General features: G+C 64.9%; 17 protein-coding genes. 5 read left to right on the forward strand and 12 right to left on the reverse strand.

Annotated elements, in window-relative coordinates; translation table 11 throughout:
• Window position 1 precedes the first annotated feature (1 nt).
• Window positions 2-949, reverse strand: a complete 948-nt coding sequence (locus H1B27_RS31575; protein ID WP_197968725.1) for an ABC transporter substrate-binding protein — start codon at window positions 947-949, stop codon at window positions 2-4.
• A gap of 138 nt (window positions 950-1,087) precedes the next feature.
• Between H1B27_RS31575 and H1B27_RS31580 the strand changes: the two genes are divergently transcribed.
• The gene (locus H1B27_RS31580) at window positions 1,088-1,447 is read left to right on the forward strand and encodes a hypothetical protein (RefSeq protein WP_061883635.1); all 360 of its coding nucleotides are present in this window, start codon (window positions 1,088-1,090) and stop codon (window positions 1,445-1,447) included.
• A gap of 119 nt (window positions 1,448-1,566) precedes the next feature.
• On the opposite strand, the gene H1B27_RS31585 is transcribed toward H1B27_RS31580, so the two are convergent.
• Both H1B27_RS31585 and H1B27_RS31590 read right to left on the reverse strand, forming a co-directional pair.
• Window positions 1,567-2,385 (reverse strand): quinoprotein dehydrogenase-associated SoxYZ-like carrier, encoded by an 819-nt coding sequence (locus H1B27_RS31585; RefSeq protein WP_197968726.1) that lies wholly within the window; start codon window positions 2,383-2,385, stop codon window positions 1,567-1,569.
• 53 nt (window positions 2,386-2,438) lie between these two features.
• Window positions 2,439-3,362 (reverse strand): quinoprotein relay system zinc metallohydrolase 2, encoded by a 924-nt coding sequence (locus tag H1B27_RS31590; protein WP_061883633.1) that lies wholly within the window; start codon window positions 3,360-3,362, stop codon window positions 2,439-2,441.
• Between the two features lie 128 nt (window positions 3,363-3,490).
• On the opposite strand from H1B27_RS31590, the gene H1B27_RS31595 reads away from it, so the two are divergent.
• Both H1B27_RS31595 and H1B27_RS31600 read left to right on the forward strand, forming a co-directional pair.
• Window positions 3,491-4,375 carry a substrate-binding domain-containing protein gene (locus H1B27_RS31595; RefSeq protein WP_061883466.1) on the forward strand — a complete coding sequence of 295 codons (885 nt, stop codon included), beginning with the start codon at window positions 3,491-3,493 and terminating at the stop codon, window positions 4,373-4,375.
• Complete coding sequence (locus tag H1B27_RS31600; RefSeq protein WP_061883465.1) at window positions 4,372-4,932, forward strand: PQQ-dependent catabolism-associated CXXCW motif protein; 561 nt, start codon at window positions 4,372-4,374, stop codon at window positions 4,930-4,932. The genes H1B27_RS31595 and H1B27_RS31600 overlap by 4 nt, the downstream gene beginning before the upstream one ends.
• Window positions 4,933-4,987: 55 nt before the next feature.
• Here the strand turns inward: H1B27_RS31600 and H1B27_RS31605 are convergent, their stop codons facing one another.
• From H1B27_RS31605 to pedA1, 6 genes are all read right to left on the reverse strand, one after another.
• Window positions 4,988-5,290: a copper-binding protein gene (locus H1B27_RS31605; RefSeq protein WP_061883464.1), complete on the reverse strand. Its 303-nt coding sequence runs from the start codon at window positions 5,288-5,290 to the stop codon at window positions 4,988-4,990.
• Window positions 5,291-5,415: 125 nt separating this feature from the next.
• Window positions 5,416-6,024, reverse strand: a complete 609-nt coding sequence (locus H1B27_RS31610; RefSeq protein WP_061883463.1) for a hypothetical protein — start codon at window positions 6,022-6,024, stop codon at window positions 5,416-5,418.
• Window positions 6,021-6,869, reverse strand: coding sequence for a lanthanide ABC transporter permease protein PedC (pedC, locus tag H1B27_RS31615; protein WP_197968727.1), 849 nt, complete (start codon window positions 6,867-6,869; stop codon window positions 6,021-6,023). Before pedC ends, H1B27_RS31610 begins: the two co-directional genes overlap by 4 nt.
• The gene (gene pedB / locus H1B27_RS31620; protein WP_197968728.1) at window positions 6,866-7,675 is read right to left on the reverse strand and encodes a lanthanide ABC transporter ATP-binding protein PedB/LutE; all 810 of its coding nucleotides are present in this window, start codon (window positions 7,673-7,675) and stop codon (window positions 6,866-6,868) included. Before pedB ends, pedC begins: the two co-directional genes overlap by 4 nt.
• Window positions 7,672-8,610, reverse strand: coding sequence for a YVTN family beta-propeller repeat protein (locus H1B27_RS31625; RefSeq protein ID WP_061883460.1), 939 nt, complete (start codon window positions 8,608-8,610; stop codon window positions 7,672-7,674). The genes pedB and H1B27_RS31625 overlap by 4 nt, the downstream gene beginning before the upstream one ends.
• Window positions 8,611-8,723: 113 nt before the next feature.
• Window positions 8,724-9,905, reverse strand: coding sequence for a lanthanide ABC transporter ABC transporter substrate-binding protein PedA1 (gene pedA1 / locus H1B27_RS31630; protein WP_197968729.1), 1,182 nt, complete (start codon window positions 9,903-9,905; stop codon window positions 8,724-8,726).
• Window positions 9,906-9,965: 60 nt separating this feature from the next.
• Between pedA1 and H1B27_RS31635 the strand changes: the two genes are divergently transcribed.
• Window positions 9,966-10,538, forward strand: coding sequence for a DUF3280 domain-containing protein (locus H1B27_RS31635; protein ID WP_131870933.1), 573 nt, complete (start codon window positions 9,966-9,968; stop codon window positions 10,536-10,538).
• A gap of 160 nt (window positions 10,539-10,698) precedes the next feature.
• Here the strand turns inward: H1B27_RS31635 and fghA are convergent, their stop codons facing one another.
• Both fghA and H1B27_RS31645 read right to left on the reverse strand, forming a co-directional pair.
• Window positions 10,699-11,544, reverse strand: a complete 846-nt coding sequence (gene fghA, locus H1B27_RS31640; RefSeq protein WP_197968730.1) for an S-formylglutathione hydrolase — start codon at window positions 11,542-11,544, stop codon at window positions 10,699-10,701.
• A 69-nt stretch (window positions 11,545-11,613) separates the two neighbouring features.
• Complete coding sequence (locus H1B27_RS31645; protein WP_028180673.1) at window positions 11,614-12,234, reverse strand: response regulator; 621 nt, start codon at window positions 12,232-12,234, stop codon at window positions 11,614-11,616.
• 207 nt (window positions 12,235-12,441) lie between these two features.
• Between H1B27_RS31645 and H1B27_RS31650 the strand changes: the two genes are divergently transcribed.
• Entirely contained in the window at window positions 12,442-13,800 is a 1,359-nt protein-coding gene (locus H1B27_RS31650) for a histidine kinase (protein WP_197968731.1), read from the forward strand.
• A 192-nt stretch (window positions 13,801-13,992) separates the two neighbouring features.
• Here the strand turns inward: H1B27_RS31650 and H1B27_RS31655 are convergent.
• Window positions 13,993-14,244 (reverse strand): transposase (locus H1B27_RS31655; protein WP_197968732.1); only part of this gene is annotated, 252 nt, incomplete at its 5' end.

Genomic DNA, 14,244 nt, shown 5'->3' on the forward strand with positions numbered 1-14,244 from the left:
CTCAGTCTCCGGGGACTGCGTGATAGAACGTGCCGGGGTCGAGCTCGGCCGCGGGGCCAACGAGATCGCGGCCGCCGATCTCGGCCAGCACGCGGTAGAGCACGCGTGCGTCCTTTTCCTCGTCGTCGATGCTCCGGCGCGGAATGCCGTCGCGGTAGCGGTCGCGGTAGGTCTTGAGCACGGCCGGATCGCTGGTGCCGGTGAGCGGCGCGACCTTGTCCCAGGCCGCATCCGAGGTCGCCAGCAGCTCTTTGGCCTTGCGGGTCATCGCGATGAAGCGCGCCACGGCGTCGCGATGGCTCGCGGCCCAGCTCTCGTCGAAGACATAGCCGACGGCGGAGACAGCACCTTTGGCACCGAGCTTCGGCAGGATGTCCTCGACACCCGCGAGGCGACGAAAACCCTTGGCTTCGAGTTGGGCGCAGAAATTCCAGAAATTGAGGCTCGCGTCCATCTCGCCGTCGAGCGCCTTCGCGGCGATCAGGGGCGGCGCGCCATAGACGATGGTTGCCTCGGACTTCAGGTCGATCCCGTCCTGTTTCATGCGCGCCTGGAGCAGCAGCCAGCTTTTGTCGATCGCCCCGCCGGCGACGGCGAGCTTGCGGCCCTTGAGGTCGGCGAGCGTCTTGATTGGAGAAGCCGCCGGAACCATCACCGCGCCCAACGCACTCGAATAGGGATAGAAAGTGAGCTTGGCGCCCAGCGCACGCTCGCGCGACACCCATAGCCAGTCCGACAGGATGATGTCGGCGCTGCCGGCACGCATCGCGATCTTGCCGGCCTCGGTGCTCGCGAGCTCGGTGACCTCGAGCGACAGGCCGGCCTCCTTGTCGAGACCGCTCGCTCGGATTGCGGCCAATTCCCAGGAGAATGTTCCGGTCTTCTGCACCGCAAGGCGGATCGCGTCCGCGGCGCGGCTGGGCGCGGCGAGCGTCAGCGCCAGCGTCATTGCGAGCGCCAATGTTCGACCAAATGCCCTTGTCACACCCAGTGCTCTCATCACCTTGTGAGCCGTTTCCTCTGACGGAATGCTTTTCAGGACAATACGCATAGCATAGCCTTGGTCGCAACCAGCGGGAGGATGCGCATGAATCTGGCGGGACAGCTACGACCGATTGTCGCCGCATTGGTGATGCTGGCTGCGGGCGCGTGCGTGGCACGGGCCGAGGAGGTCAATGACTATCCCACCTCGGCGCGCGCGGAGTATGTCTATGGCTGCATGAAGGCCACCGGCGAGACGCGGGCTGCGATCGAGCAATGTTCCTGTTCGATCGACGTGGTGGCTTCGATCATACCTTACGAGCGCTATGTTACCGCCGAGACCGCGCTCAGCATGTCGCAGGTGCGCGGCAATCTCGGCGTCCAGTTCCGCACCTCGGAGCAGGCGAACTCGGCGGTGAACGATTTGAGGCGCGCGCAGGCGGAAGCCGAGGTGAGGTGTTTCTGACAGTGCATGATGAGCAGCCGTATTCGTCATGCCCGGGCTTGTCCCGGGCATCCACGTTCTTGGATAGGCCCGCAGTTCGTGGATGGCCGGGACAAGCCCGGCCATGACGATCGAGAGACTCACGTCCCCGGCTTCTCCACATCCCACTCGTTGCGGAACACGTGCCCGTCCGTGTCCTTTGCTTCCGCGCGGAAGCGCTTGGCGCCGTTGGATACGTACGTGAAGCGCAGGTTGGGATCCTCCGAGATCGAGATCCCGCCTTCCATCGACAGCACGGGGCTGTCGTCCTGCGTCAGCTTCAACTGGTTGATGAAGAAAGCGGGAATGTAGAGCTGCGTGACCTGGTCCATCTGCAGCCCGGAATTGTTGGGATGACCGATCATGACCTGCGCCTCGCGGACGCGGCTCGCCGGCGCGTCCTCGCGGGCGAACTGGCGATAGCGCATCTGGCCGAGCCGGTTCCGGGCTTCCTCGACGTTCTTGCCCGCCGGTGCCGAGCAGCCGCCGGAGGCTTTCACGTAAGTCTTGGACACATAGAGCTGACCGTCGCTGAGCTCGGCGACCGCGTGGACATCGGTGTAGTTGTTGACGCGCACGCGTGTCGAGATCTCCGTGACATTGGCGTCGGGCCCGAGTTCGAACTTCGCCGCCATCGGCGCCGGATTGCGGTCGATCACCAGCGTGATCGAACGGATGCGCCGCGCATCGCCGGGCGACAGCTTGCTTCGCAAGGTGACCGGCACGATCGCCGCATCCTCGGCGCGGTAGGGCATCTCGATGCCGATGACGGCGCTGCCGTCATTCATCGGACGGCTCTTGAAGATGTCCTGCACCAGGCCGGGCCAGGGATCATAGGCCTCTTCCGCCTTCGCCGGCATCGCGAAAGCGAGGCCGAGCAGGAGGGCGGTGAGGGGCAGGCGGCGTGTGCATCCCGTCATGGTCATGATCCCGCGCGGACGAAACGATCGTCGGTGACAGCCTAGCGCGCCCGCTACTCCCATTCAATTTCAGAGAATGCTGCAGTTGCGTTGCGGGCGTTGTAGTCGTCGAACAGCTGCCAATGCGGCCGTTCCGACGCGGCCGCCTTGTCTGCGGCGGCTCGGATCGGCTCGCCCTTCTTGTTCAGCGTGCGGACGTCGGACAGCAGCGTTGATAGGTAGCGCCGTTCATCGATCAGCGCGGCGGGCCAGTCGCTCACGGGGCCGTGACCGGGAACGACGCGTAGCGCCGGGATGGCCTCAAGCCGGTTCAAGGTGTCGAGCCAGCCGCGGATGCTGCCGTCCATGACCGGAATGTGGCGGAGAAAGACCAGGTCGCCAGCAAACAGGGTCCTGGTCGTCTCGTCGTACACGATCAAGTCGCTGTCGCTGTGTCCGGCCGGCCAAGCACGCAAGCTCAGGCGGCGCGATCCCAGATCGAGCGTCATCGTATCGGTCACGAGCAGGGTCGGGGCGATGATCTTGACGGGATCGATCAGCTCGCTGCCCATGATGCGGCGGAAATTGTCGAGATAGAACGGCCCGCGCGTCGCGAGCGCCTGCGGCAGCCTGCTGTGCCCGACGAAGCTCGCGCCCTCCGCAACGAAGGCGGCATTGCCGAAGATATGGTCGGGATGGCCGTGGGTGTTGATGACATAGCGGATCGGCTTGGGCGTGCGGGCCCGCACAGCGGCCAGCAGCGCCTCGCCTTCGCGAAGGCTGCCGCCGGTGTCGATCACGGCCACGGCCTCATCGCCGACGATGAAGCCGACATTGGCAATGTTACCTTCGTTCTCGCGGGTCATCAGGGCGATGGTCCCGGAGTGCACGAAGATTCCCGGTGCGACTTCGCTCACAGGCAATTCGGCTGCGCAGGCGCGTGCTAGCGTCGCCTCGAGCAGGAACCAGGCTGCGATCATCAGAGCGATGCGAGACACTTTTTTCTGCCTCATTTCAAGGGGGTCGTCTCGTTGCACTGCAACAAGTTGGGCCAGCGCAACGTTGGCACAGGTGGCACGTCATGCGTTGCATGGATAACATCCAACCAAAACGAGGAGGAAGCGCGATGACGGAGGCCGGACGACATCGTCGCTGGTTGTTTTCACTGTGGGTCGTGGTCGCATCCTGTGCGTTCGGCGATGCCGCCATCGCGCAGACCAGCGAGACCGGCGATCTCTCATTCGAATTGGTCGATCCCAAGGTGCTGCGCGTCTGTGCCGATCCGCGCAATCTGCCGTTCTCCAACGAGAAGGGCGAGGGGTTCGAGAACAAGCTCGCCGAGTTTCTTGCGGACAAGCTCCAGAAGAAGCTCGACTACGTGTTCTTTCCGCAGGCCACCGGTTTCGTGCGGATGACGCTGGGCGCGCATCGCTGCGACGTCATCATGGGTTTCCCGCAAGGCGACGACCTCGTGCAGGGTACCAATCCCTACTACCGCACGAGCTATGCACTGGTCTCGAAGGCCGGCAGCGGGCTCGAGGACGTTGACACGCTCGAGGACCCCAAGTTGAAGGGCAAGCATGTCGGCATCGTCGCCGGCACACCGCCGGCGACCAACATGGCGCTGGCCGGCCTGATGGGCGATGCAAAGCCCTATCCGCTGATGATCGACACGCGCTTCGACAATTCGGCACAGGCCATGATCAATGACCTCGCCGCCGGAAAGATCGACGCCGGCGTGTTGTGGGGGCCGATGGCCGGCTACCATGCGAAGAAGGCCGGCTCTTCGCTCCATGTCACGCCGCTAGTGAAGGAAACCACCGGGCCGAAGCTAGTCTATCGCATCGGCATGGGCGTGCGCCCTGCCGACCAGAACTGGAAGCGGCAGCTCAACAAGCTGATCCAGGAGAACCAGGGCGAGATCAACAAGATCCTGCTCGATTTCGGCGTACCGCTGCTGGACGAGAGCGACCGGCCGCTCGGCGCGGAGGCGGCCAAGAAGACGCCATGAGACGGCCGCTTGCCGCTGCGATTGTCGTTGCTCTGCTCCTGGCACCGGCGTCGGCGCGGCAGCAGGAGCCGTTCGAGCCCGAGGGTTATCGCACCGACAATTATCGCGCGCCGGTGCCGGCGACGCTTGCCGGCGCGCGCGTGCTGACGACCGAGGAGGCGGAGGCGATATGGCGCGCAAACAGCGGCGCGTTCGTCGACGTGATGCCGCGCCCGCCGAAACCGAACAACCTTCCCGAGGGCACGGTGTGGCGCGATGCGCCGCGCCGGAACATTCCGGGCAGCATGTGGCTGCCTGACACCGGCTACGGCACTCTGCCGCCGGCCATGGATGACTATCTCCAGCGCGGCCTCGCGCGCGCCTCGCGCGGCAACAAGGCCGCATTGCTCGTGATCTATTGCCTCGCCGATTGCTGGATGTCCTGGAACGCCGCCAAGCGTGCGCTGGCTTACGGCTATTCCAACATCGCCTGGTACCCAGACGGCACCGACGGCTGGGAGCGCGCGAAGCTTCCGACCGATGAGGCGCAGCCGGAGCCGCGGCCCGAGCAACATTGATCAGCGAAGATGCGCTTCCTCTCTCCGCAAGCGGAGAGAGGTCAAGCGCAGTGCTCTATTTCTGCTTCTGCAGTTTCGTCAGCGTGCCGGTGCCGTTCGTCTCGGTGGCCGTATAGTTCACCCTGTCGCCGGCATGAACGGCGTCCAGCATCGCGGCATCCTTGGTTTTGTACTCCTGGAGCGCGCCGGCGCTGCCGGCGCTGGCGCCGACCGTCCCCTTCTGCGTCTGCTGGATCGAGATCGTGCCGTTGAGCCGGTCGATTCGCGTGATCGTTCCGGTCATGTCTTCGGCAAAAGCGCTGGATGCGAGCAAGCTAAGGGCCGCGGCGCCCGCGAAGATGAATCTTGTGGTTCCCATCGAGGCCTCCCGACGTATGGGGTTCACTTCGACAAGGCATCCCGGATCGATTTGGTTCCGGCAGATAGCTCGCCAAAAGGTTAACGATTGCGGAACTTTCGCGAAAGCCTTCAGCGAGGCTGCCGCTATTCCATTTCCTGCTGGATTACGCGGCCGAGCGCGAACAGGCGCTGGTCGATCGTGGTTGGAACCTCGCAGACGAAGCGCACCACCTTGGTACGGTCCTCGAAGATGCGGGTCTTCCAGATCAACTCGTTGCTGAGCGCCTCGACCTTGGCCTCGTCGCGGGGTGTCGCGCCTTGCAGGGTGTGGAGTTGGAGCGTTTCCTCGCGAATCTTGTCGGCGGCCTCGCGCTGCTTCCGGCTGACGCGTTCGAGCCCGTTCATGACCTGCGAGCGCTGAGCATTGAGCGTGTCGAACAGGCCGGCAAATAGCAGCTTCGCATTCGCCGTCTTGTCGGAACCGGAGGCGGCCAGAAACTCCTTCACCGATGTCTCGGCTTCGTCCAGCGGCGTCTTGCGCGCCGCCAATTTTGCGACCAGCGCGCTGACCCTGGCGTCGTCCTTCCATTTGTTCTGGACATCGTCGAGCGGCGGACCGGCCCACACGGCGGCCAGCGAGATCTCCGGCACCTTGGCCTGGGTACAGGGCCAGTCCGGATAGCGCGGATCGGCCGCGCGCGCGGTCGTGCCGGACAGCGCGATTACCAGGGCAGCCAGGAGCCAGACCTTCATCCTTCGCCTCCCGCAGGCCCGCGTCGCGCCAGCCCGCGCGAGGGATCATAGGCCAAAATCGCTCCGACCATGAAGACGATTGTGCAGCTTGCAACCACCGTCAGCGAGATCCAGTTAATCTGCCCGTACAGCGCGAAGCGGATCAGCTCGACCGCATGGGTGAACGGATTGGCCTCGCAGAGATAGTACAGGTAAGGGCTGCCCTCCTGCACCCGCCAGAGCGGGTAGAGCGCGGAGGAGGCGAAGAACATCGGGAAGATCACGAAGTTCATCACCCCGGCGAAGTTTTCCAGCTGCTTGATGCCCGAGGAGATCAGCATGCCGAGCGAGCCCAGCATCAGCCCGGACAGGATTAGCGCCGGCAGCACGGTGAGGTAGCCCTGGGGCGGCGGGGTGATGTCCCAGAGCCAGGCGATCAGCAGGAATGCGTAGACCTGGAGCAGCGACACAGCGGTGCCTGCGAGCAGCTTGCAGAACAACAGGAATCCGCGCGGCAGCGGGCTCACCAGGAGCGTGCGCATGTTGCCCATTTCGCGGTCATAGACCATCGAGAGCGAGGATTGCATGCCGTTGAAGAGCTGGATCATCGCCATCAGCCCAGGTGCGATATAGACCTCGTAGAGGATGTAGGTCTCGTAGGGCGGGATGATGGAGATGCCGAGCACCTGGCGGAAGCCGGCGGCAAAGATGAACAGCCACACCAGCGGGCGCACCAGCGCCGAGACGAAGCGCTCGCGCTGATGCAGGAAGCGCAGCCCCTCGCGCCAGATGATGCCGGTGAGGCAGGTCAGGTAGTCCTGGACCGAGAAGCCGCGCGGGGTCTCGCGCGTGGTGATGCTGCTCATGCGCCGCCTCCCGGCATCACTTGCGCGCCGGTCAGGCGCATGAAGGCGGTGTTGACGTCCTGCGCGCCGGCCTCCGCGACGACGCGGCTCATCGGCCCCTTCGCCAGCACCTTGCCCTGGTGCAGCACTACGAGATCGTCACCGGCGTTGATCTCGTCGAACAGGTGCGTGGCCCAGAGCACCCCGATGCCCTGCTCGGTCACGAGCTGGCGGACATGGCTGATGATGTCGGCGCGCGCCTTGACGTCCAGGCCGACCGTAGGCTCGTCCAGCAACAGCAGCCGCGGCCGGTGCAGCAGCGCCCGCGCGATCTCCAGCCGCCGCATCTGGCCGCCCGAGAGATCGCGGACCTTGCTGCCGGCGCGCTCTTCGAGCCCGATGCGGCCGAGCAGTTCGGCGCTGCGCGCGGCGGCCTCGCGGCGGCTGATGCCGTGCAGCGCAGCGTGATAGAGCAGGTTCTGCGTCAGCGACAAATCGAGATCGAGCGTACGCGGCTGGAACACGACCCCTAACAGCCGCAGCGCCTCGCCGGGGCTCTTGCTGATGTCATGACCGAAGATGGCGACACGGCCGGACTGGATGCCGAACAGGCGCGTGACGAGCGAGAACAGCGTGCTCTTGCCGGCACCGTTCAGCCCAAGCAGTGCAGTGAAGCTCGCGGGTTGGACATTGAAGGAGACGTCCATCAGCGCGCGGCGCGGCCCATAGGCGTGGCTGACGCCCTCGATCGCCAGCGCCGGCACCGCGGCGGGATCGGGCCCTGGTGCGGCGTCGTGTGGTTCGGCGATTTGGGCAGGGCTGGTCATGGCGCGATCGTGACGCCCCAGGGCAGTTCGCCCACCTGAATGGTCTTGATCACTTTCTGTGCGGCCACGTCGATGACCGAGACGTCGTTCGACACGCCATTGGTGGTGAGCAGGTACTTTTCGTCCGGCGTGAACGCCACGTGCCAGACCCGCTGCCCGACCAGCAGGTATTTCGTCACCTTGCGCGTGGCGACGTCGACCACGGCTATGCGATTGGCGGGGCCGAGCGCGATGAAGGCGGTCTTGTCGTCCTTGGTCATGCCGATGCCGACGGGCTGGATCGCCTCTTTCCGCAGGCCCGGGATCTCGAAAGTGACCTTGCCGATCACCTCGTGCTTCCTGGGATCGATGATCGACACGGTCCCGCCGATCTCCGAGGATACCCACACTTCCGAACTGTCATGCTTGAACTCAGCGAAGCGCGGGCGGGCGTCGACCAGCACGTTGGCGACGATCTGGCGCGAGGCGGTGTCGATGAAATGCGCCATGTTGGTCGTCTCGGACGTGTTGATCAGCGTCTTGCCGTCGGGGCTGATGGTCATGCCCTCGGGCTCGACGCCGACCTGGATGTCGCCGAGGCGTGCGCGCTTCTCGAGATCGATCACGGTCACCGTGTTGTCGTTCTCGTTGGCGACATAGAGGATCTTGCCGGCGGCATCCTGTGCGAACAGCTCGGGGTCAGGTCCGGAGGGCAGGCTGTCGACCACGGTTTGCGTCTTGGCATCGATCACCTGGATGGTGTCGTCGTCGCCGACCGCGACCAGCACGAACTTGCCGTCGCGCGTGAAATCGATGCCGCGCGGGCGCTGGCCGACCTTGATAGTCTTGGTCACGGTCCAGCTGTCGGTGTCGATCACCGACACCGTGTTGCTCTTTTCGTTCGAGACATAGGCGATAAACGCGTGTGCGGGCGCTGCGGTGGTCGCCAGAACCATCAGCAACGCTGCCCTTAGCAGGAGCGATCTCCGTCCGCGAGCGGTCCTCACCTCCCCCGCACGCGGGGGAGGGGGCGCACCATCTCTGCGGAGGCTCCGTCGCATCACTTCGCTCACTTCAGCTTGCATTTGCTCTCCGGACGATCGTAGCCGAGCGTGTCGAGCTCGGAGACCTGGTGCAGGAATCCCTCCTGCGGCGACACCGACACCACCATGCGGCCGTCGACCAGCAGGATCGGCTGGCGCAGCTGCAGGTTCCAGTCGCGCAAGGTGAGCCGCGTGCCCTTGAACGCGGCGACCGAGAAGTCCGGGCCCTTGATGAAGTCGGTCGCCTTCCTGACGTCGCCGGAATTGGTGCGCGAGGTGGCTTCGCCGATCATGCGCACCGCGGTCCAGGCCTGCATGTCGAGCGCGGTCATGCGCCGAGAATTCAGCTTGAAGAAGCGGTTCTGCATCTGGATCGCGCCCCACTGGTCCTGCGCGGCGTCCCAGCTGCGTGGCACCAGTCCGGCCGAGCCCGCGACGGGCCGCGCATCCCAGGTGCGATAGGGCAAATAGGCGCCGAACACCTCGCTCTCGTCGGCGGCGACCAGCACGTCATAGGCCGGCGCCTGCTGAGTGAAGACAGGCATCTGGCGCTGGATCAGCGTCACGCCGCTATCGGTACGACGTGCGCCGCCCTTGTCTTCGAAGGTGCGCTCCTGCACGATCTTGGCGCCGAACCGCGTGGCGGTGCGCCGGAGCGCATCGGCGAACAGCTTGTCCTCGTCATGGGAGCCGACCACGAGCAGCCAACGCTTCCACTGCTTCCACACCAGGTATTGCCCGAGCGCGTCGGCGAGCATTGCCCGGGTCGGGGCGGTATGGATGACGTTGGCGCGGCAATCGGCCTCGCGCAGCCGTTCGTCGATGGCGCCGACGTTGAACAGCAGCGTGCCGCGGTCGCGTAAGGCGTCCGAGACCTTTAGCAGCGCATCGGCCGGCAGGTCGGCGACGATGAAGCCGTTCTTCTCGGCGAGCGCGGACGCCGCCTGCACAACGTCCTCGCCTTCCTTGATGCGGCGCTCCTCCAGCGTAAAGCGCTGGTTGAGGAATTTCCCGGTGGTGTTGTTGTCTTCGATGGCGAGGCGAGCGCCGGCAACGCCGTCATTCTCGGCCGGCTGCTCTACCAGCGACAGCGTCGATCTGGTGCCGGCGATGCCGAGATAGCCGACGCCGATCGTGACGGGGTCGGCCGCGAGCGCACTCGTCGCGGCAAGACTCCAGCCGATCAGGCCGACCAACCATCGGATCATGTTTCCTCCAGGTGTTCTCCCCGGCTTGACCGCCGGTGGAGAATTGTTTCTGCTTCAAGCATGACCGATTTGGCCCGCCTTGCAACCCCGCATTTCGTCCTCGCGCGCGCGAGACCGGGAATCACGATTATGCGAGCACTGATCTGTTTCTCGGCTTTGCTGTTGACGGGCTCGGTCGCGCTCGCAGATCCGCCGAAACTCGCGGTGTTCGATTTCGAGCTGATCGACACCAGCCTGCCCGGCGAGTTCTACGGCTCGAAGCCCGAGCAGGCGCGGCTCGAGCGCATCAGCGAGCAGCTGCGCAAGGAACTGGCAGATTCCGGCAAGTTCCAGATGCTCGACATCGCACCGGTTCGGGACGCCGCCCGTCACGCGAATCTGCAGGCCTGCGGCGGCTGCGACCTCAAGCTCGCCGGCCAGCTCGGCGCCGACCTGGAGATCACTGGCCTGGTGCAGAAGGTCTCGAACCTGATCATCAATCTCAACATCTATTTGCGCGACGTGAAGACCGGCAACATGATCACCGTCGCCAGCGCCGACATGCGCGGCAACACCGACGAATCCTGGTCGCGTACGATGAGCTATCTGGTCCGCAACCGCCTGCTGGCGCCGAATTACGGCAAGCCGGAGTAGGGGGTTCTTCGCCTCTCCCCGCAAGCGGGGAGAGGCCGGAATTTGCGAAAGCAAATTCCGGGGAAGGGGGAGTCTCCGCGAGTCCAACTGCGACCGACCGCGTGGAGAGTCCCCCTCACACCAACCCTCTCCCCGCAAGCGGGGCGAGGGAGAAGAGAGATCACGCCGTCAATCTCGCCGCATGCCAGTGCAGATGATCGCTCATGAACGTCGAGATGAAGTAATAGCTGTGGTCGTAGCCCACCTGCCGGCGCAGCGTCAGCGGGATATTGGTCCTGGTGCAGGCCTCCTGGAGCAGCTCCGGCTTGAGCTGCTCCTTCAAGAAATTGTCGGCATCCCCATAGTCGACCAGGAAGCCCGAGAATTTCGCACCGTCCTCGATCAGCGCCACCGTATCGTGGTTGCGCCAGGTATCCTTGTTCGGCCCGAGATAGCCGGTCAGGGCCTTGATGCCCCAGGGCACCTGCGAAGGGGCCACGATCGGCGCGAAAGCGCTTGCCGCGCGAAACCGGTGCGGGTTGCGCAGCGCAGCCGTCAGCGCACCATGGCCGCCCATCGAGTGACCCATCACCGATTGCCGCTGGACGTCGACCGGAAAGTTTTCCGCGATCAGCTTGGGCAACTCGTCGGTGACATAGCTCCACATCCGATAGTTGCGCGCGAACGGCTCTTGCGTCGCATCGACATAGAAGCCGGCCCCCAGGCCGAAATCATAGGCGTTGTTGGCATCACCCGGCACGTCCGGCCCGCGCGGTGAGGTGTCCGGCGCGACGAAGATCAGGCCGAGCTCGGCGCAGGCTTTGCGGAATTCGCCCTTCTCCGTGACATTGGCATGTGTGCAGGTGAGCCCGGAGAGGTACCAGACCACGGGCAGTCTGGCGTCGCTCGCGTGCGGCGGAACGTAGACCGAGAACACCATGTCGGTTCCGGTCGCCTGGCTTGCATGGCGGTAGACGCCTTGCACACCGCCATAGGATTTATTGGTCGAGACGGTCTGGATCGTCATGCCTGAAACTCCGTGGCATCTCACCACCTCAACATTGCAACGCTTGTGTGACCGAAATTTGTGGCGCCGTCAGGCGACGCCGCTGTCGATCGCCAGCCGCACCAGCTCGACGGAGGTTTTCACCCCGAGCTTCTGGCGCATGATCGACGAAGTATTGGCAACCGTCTTGTAGGACGATTGCACCAGCCAGGCAATCTCGGACAGGCTCTTGCCGGCGCTGAGCAGCCGCAGGATCTCCATCTCGCGCGCATTCAGCTTCGACAGCGGGCTTTGCGCCAGAGTCGGCCCGGCAAAGGCGATGCTGCGCGCGATCGCGGTCGGAAGGTACGTGCCGCCGCCGCCGACGGCGCGGATCGCCTCGACCAGATCGTCGGGATCGCCGGTCTTGGAGACATAGCCCTTGGCGCCGCACTCGATCGCCCGCGCGGCGAACGCGGGATCGTCGTTCATGCTGAACATGATGATGCGGGCCTCGGGCGCGCGCTCGAGGATGCGGCGCGCGAGCTCGAATCCGGAGACGGTCGGCAGGTTGATGTCGATGATGCAGAGCTCGGGGCGTTCGACGATGAAGACACACTCGCCGTCTTCGGCGTCGGCGGCCTCCAAAATCTCGATCTCGCCCTCGTCGGCCAGCACGGCACGGCAGCCGGAGGCGACAATGGGATGATCGTCGACGATCAGAATGCGCATAGGCGTTCCCCGCGACAGCGCGTTTCCCGTGCTGGAATTTACCTGGTTTGCGCTGCACGCTGCCGGCATGAGGAGCTGCGTGTCTCATGTGGCCTCATGCAACCCGGCTGGGATTGCTGTACGCTTCCGATTAGATATCCGGCGCTTCGCCTCTGTCAACGTCATCGGACAGGCGCGGGCATCCTTCGCGAGGCACAGGCGATACCAATGTGGCAAAATTTATCCTTGCGCGGGCGCATCAACCTCTTGCTGGCGCTGCTGCTGGCGCTCGGGCTCGCCGTCAATATCGGCCGGCAGGTCGCGGAGGCCGGGCCGCGCGTGCAGGCCGAGGACCAGAGCGTGATCCGCCTTGCCCGAGAGTTCATCGAGATGATCGTGGCGGATCTCAACGAGGCCCCCGATCCGGATGCCAGGCTCAACCAGATCGCGCGCGATCTCAGCCGCCTGCGCCACGTCAGCATCACGCTTCGGGACGCCGGCGGCCATCCGCTGACGCCCCCCCGGGCCGATGCCGACGCGGACACGCGCGCGCCGCCGGCCTGGTTCGTCGCCCTGGTCCATCCCGAGCAGACCGCGGTCAGCGTGCCGGTCTCGATTCAGGGCAAGCCCGGCTCGCTATTGATCACCTCGCATCCCGACGACGAGATCGCCGAGATCTGGGACGGGATCGTGACCCAGCTCGAGGTCGGCTCGGTGATCGCGCTCGCGCTGTTCTTCCTGATGATGAACGTGGTCGGCCGGGCACTGGCACCGCTCCAGTCTCTGGCGGAGGCAATGGGGAAGCTCGAGGGTGGACATTACGATGCCCGTGTCGCGCCGGGCGGCGCGCCGGAGCTCGCCGCGATCTGCACCAAGCTCAACCACCTTGCCGCGACGCTTGGTGAGGCGGTCGAGGACAAGCGGCGTCTTGCCGAGCGCGCGGTGTCGCTTCAGGATATGGAACGCAAGGAGATCGCCCGCGAGCTCCATGACGAGTTCGGGCCTTACCTGTTCTCGCTGCGCGCGCATGCAAGCGCGCTGGCGAAGCTGGCGGATGGACGCGACCCGAGTGCGGATGCCGTGCGAAAACATGGCAGCGCCATGCTGGAGCAGATCAATGCACTCCAGCAATTCAACCGCCGCGTGCTGGAGCGCCTTCGGCCCGTGGGCCTTGCCGAGCTCGGCTTGCGCAAGGCGCTCGAATCCCTGTCGCGGCTATGGCGGCAGTCGCATCCCGACGTCGCGATCGAGACCGTGATCTCGCCGGCGCTGGGCACAACCGGCGAGACGGCCGATCTAACCATCTATCGTATCGTGCAGGAGGCGCTCACCAACGTATTCCGCCACGCCGGTGCGACCACGGTCAATGTCGTCATCGAGCCGGTGGAGCAGATGACTCACGACGGCCGCGGCTGCGCCCGGGTGCGGGTCAGCGACAACGGCCGCGGCATGGAGCCGGGGCAGAAGCTGGGCTTCGGCCTCGTCGGCATGCGCGAGCGAATCCTGGCGCTGGGCGGTACGCTCAATGTCGTCTCCGGCGATGCCGGCCTGACCGTGGAGGCCTTGGTTCCAACTGCCTCGTCCTGATCTGAATGTGACGTCTACGACCTCGGGGAGCAACTGTGCTGAAGTAGACCGCCGATCGGCCGGCCTCAAGGCTGGCGCTGGACGCGCCACCGCCTTTGGCGGCTGACGGCCTTGACCCCGTCCGCTCGCCGGTCTGTCGGCTTGGTATGCGCTCGGTCGAGGACCGAGCGCGGTAGGGCGCGCTCGATCAGCTCACCGCAACGCGTAGCGGCTCGGCTCCCATTTCTCGCCGCGGGCGATCATCGTATTGAGGATGACGATCAGCTTGCGCATGCAGGCAATGAGCGCAACTTTCGGTTCGTTGCCCTTGGCAATCAGCCGTTGATAGAACGCCCTGAGCACCGGGTTGTTCTGGGTGGCTGCGCCGAGACAGGGCATGTAGAGGGCGTTGCGTACCCAGCGGCGGCCGCCCTTGATATGGCGCTCGCCACGTCGCTTGCCACT

This window comes from Bradyrhizobium diversitatis (assembly GCF_016031635.1).
Classification (GTDB): Bacteria; Pseudomonadota; Alphaproteobacteria; order Rhizobiales; family Xanthobacteraceae; genus Bradyrhizobium; species Bradyrhizobium diversitatis.

Bases quoted from the DNA above. Each gene is read 5' to 3' on its own strand.
- H1B27_RS31585 (WP_197968726.1), bottom strand. From the start codon at position 2,385: ATGACGGGATGCACACGCCGCCTGCCCCTCACCGCCCTCCTGCTCGGC.
- H1B27_RS31635 (WP_131870933.1), top strand. From the start codon at position 9,966: ATGACCGATTTGGCCCGCCTTGCAACCCCGCATTTCGTCCTCGCGCGC.
- H1B27_RS31650 (WP_197968731.1), top strand. From the start codon at position 12,442: ATGTGGCAAAATTTATCCTTGCGCGGGCGCATCAACCTCTTGCTGGCG.
- pedB (WP_197968728.1), bottom strand. From the start codon at position 7,675: ATGACCAGCCCTGCCCAAATCGCCGAACCACACGACGCCGCACCAGGG.
- H1B27_RS31605 (WP_061883464.1), bottom strand. From the start codon at position 5,290: ATGGGAACCACAAGATTCATCTTCGCGGGCGCCGCGGCCCTTAGCTTG.
- H1B27_RS31610 (WP_061883463.1), bottom strand. From the start codon at position 6,024: ATGAAGGTCTGGCTCCTGGCTGCCCTGGTAATCGCGCTGTCCGGCACG.
- H1B27_RS31595 (WP_061883466.1), top strand. From the start codon at position 3,491: ATGACGGAGGCCGGACGACATCGTCGCTGGTTGTTTTCACTGTGGGTC.
- pedA1 (WP_197968729.1), bottom strand. From the start codon at position 9,905: ATGATCCGATGGTTGGTCGGCCTGATCGGCTGGAGTCTTGCCGCGACG.
- H1B27_RS31580 (WP_061883635.1), top strand. From the start codon at position 1,088: ATGAATCTGGCGGGACAGCTACGACCGATTGTCGCCGCATTGGTGATG.
- H1B27_RS31600 (WP_061883465.1), top strand. From the start codon at position 4,372: ATGAGACGGCCGCTTGCCGCTGCGATTGTCGTTGCTCTGCTCCTGGCA.
- H1B27_RS31625 (WP_061883460.1), bottom strand. From the start codon at position 8,610: ATGGTTCTGGCGACCACCGCAGCGCCCGCACACGCGTTTATCGCCTAT.
- fghA (WP_197968730.1), bottom strand. From the start codon at position 11,544: ATGACGATCCAGACCGTCTCGACCAATAAATCCTATGGCGGTGTGCAA.
- pedC (WP_197968727.1), bottom strand. From the start codon at position 6,869: ATGAGCAGCATCACCACGCGCGAGACCCCGCGCGGCTTCTCGGTCCAG.
- H1B27_RS31645 (WP_028180673.1), bottom strand. From the start codon at position 12,234: ATGCGCATTCTGATCGTCGACGATCATCCCATTGTCGCCTCCGGCTGC.
- H1B27_RS31575 (WP_197968725.1), bottom strand. From the start codon at position 949: ATGACGCTGGCGCTGACGCTCGCCGCGCCCAGCCGCGCCGCGGACGCG.